The organism is Enterococcus sp. 3H8_DIV0648 (assembly GCF_002140655.1).
In the GTDB taxonomy this organism is placed as follows: Bacteria; Bacillota; Bacilli; order Lactobacillales; family Enterococcaceae; genus Enterococcus_A; species Enterococcus_A hulanensis.
The window spans coordinates 563,873-564,970 of sequence record NZ_NGLG01000002.1; the positions used below are offsets into that span (position 1 = coordinate 563,873).

At 31.9% G+C, this 1,098-nt stretch carries 1 protein-coding gene; it reads right to left on the minus strand.

All coding sequences use genetic code 11. The features are described 5' to 3' along the window. Positions 1-343 precede the first annotated feature (343 nt). Positions 344-910 (minus strand): hypothetical protein, encoded by a 567-nt coding sequence (locus A5875_RS18925; RefSeq protein ID WP_217809360.1) that lies wholly within the window; start codon positions 908-910, stop codon positions 344-346. Positions 911-1,098: the final 188 nt, after the last annotated feature.

Here is a 1,098-nt window from a genome sequence, read left to right on the forward strand (position 1 = left end):
TATTATAATTAGAAATATATTTTCTCAAGTGCAGACTTGGTGACAAGCACAGGAATTCCTTTGCTTTCAATAGTATACGATCATTTTCCCTAAACAAATTTAGATCCTTTTCAAACATTTTTCATCTCCTTTTTTCGAGATAGCTTTATTACTTTCATATTTATTGTTCCTATGCTAATGAATTACTTATATGGTTATTTCTAAATCACAGATTATTTGAGTAGCTACAGGAGCTGAAAATTCGCCTATCAATTACCCTTTCTCCCCAATTACAAATTGTTTAAAAATAGCACATACATAGATGGAAAATCTGATTTAGAAGTTTTTTATACTCTTACTTTAATTATCTGTCATAGATGATCGCATAGCTTTCAATAAAAGCTCCTAAAAACATCAATACTAAGCCTGAAACAATTGTTAGGCATTCCGCCTTACTAAGTCGAATTTCTTTAAAAGGTGTATTCTCGATTTCTTTTCTATTAGATCGAATGAATGATATCCTTGCTAAAGCAGCAACAATCAGCAGTTGCCCTATCATCTCCCATAAACCTGATCGATGAAAAAGGTCAAAAGTTCGTAAAAGTCTCATAGTTAGACTAGGTGCAGCTTGATTTGTTACTGAAAATGACCAAGTTCCTAAAATAATCCCGTTGATTAAAAATTGAGTACTCAATCCTAAATAGCCGTACGATAAAAAAGAGTCGTTTCGATTTGAAAAAGCGAATAGACTTGCAAAGCTCATAACAATGACAGAGATTGAGTTATAGAGAAAAATTTGGATCGTTGATTCAATAAGGTCAGTTGATGTTGAAAAATTGGATAATGGATTTGTCTCTTTAAGAATCCCTTCAGGTAAAAGGAAATAGCTGACAGACGCGACGCTAAAAAATAAAAGTAAAAAAGTGATCAATGATACTAATATTCGAATATAAATTCGTTTATCGGAGAACATTTTTTTATATCGTAAAATCATATTATCACCTCATATTTCATCCATTGATGCCCTTCAGGTAAAAATCCTATTTGGTTCTAATCCTATTTTTTCAGGAGATTGCAACAGAGAATTACTCTCCTCGCTTTATTGTTATGATTACCAGC